This window comes from Ralstonia sp. VS2407 (assembly GCF_052950655.1).
Genome location: NZ_JBRFVG010000071.1, coordinates 1 through 634, shown reverse-complemented (window position 1 = coordinate 634; position 634 = coordinate 1). Strand labels below are relative to the sequence as shown.

The following is a 634-nucleotide window of genomic DNA, read 5'->3' as shown; positions in this document are numbered from 1 at the left end:
CTCAGAAACAGCCCTCGCGTGCGTGCATCGACATATCCGCATTGCTCCAGCAGACGGCGGTCTTCCTCCGCGACCGCGTATTTTCCGAATCCGGTGTCCAGCCAGCGCATGCCTGCCACCGACAAGCGATCGAGCCAATGTTCGACACGTTGCCCGCCGCGCACCTTGGCTTTCGCCGGCACATCGCCATCCTGCGCGGGCCGCGCTTTCGCCGCCTCGAGTGCAGCCATGCGCCGATCCAACGCATCGACCAACGCTCGTTCGGCACGCGCCGCGGCATTCGCACGCAACATCGCAACCATACCGAGCAGCAGCACCCCAAGCGCGCCCACGGCCAATGCAATCGCTCCGATTTGAGTTGCTGTCATAGTGTCACCTGAGCCGAGCCATTCGATACAGCCATATGCTGCCTATCACTTGAGCCAGGAACGCGATCATGAGCAGCGATCGCCCGCTCGGATCTCCCCACATCCCGTACAGATACTTCGGATTGGTCATCACGACAAAGCTCCCGATTGCGATCGGCAGCATGACGAGGACGAATGCGGACAACCGTGTCTCCGACGACATCGCGGTCAATTCACGCTCGGCCTGTTCGAGGTCGCGCATGCATACGGCCATCCGCTCGAGCATC

General features: G+C 61.7%; 1 protein-coding gene and 1 pseudogene. Both read right to left on the bottom strand.

Annotation, left to right across the window (positions count from 1 at the left end):
- Positions 1-368 (bottom strand): annotated as a pseudogene (locus ACU8YE_RS23880) (type II secretion system F family protein); the annotation flags it as partial.
- A gap of 4 nt (positions 369-372) precedes the next feature.
- Positions 373-634, bottom strand: a 262-nt coding sequence (locus tag ACU8YE_RS23875; protein ID WP_446929814.1) for a type II secretion system F family protein, incomplete at its 5' end; no start/stop codon positions are given.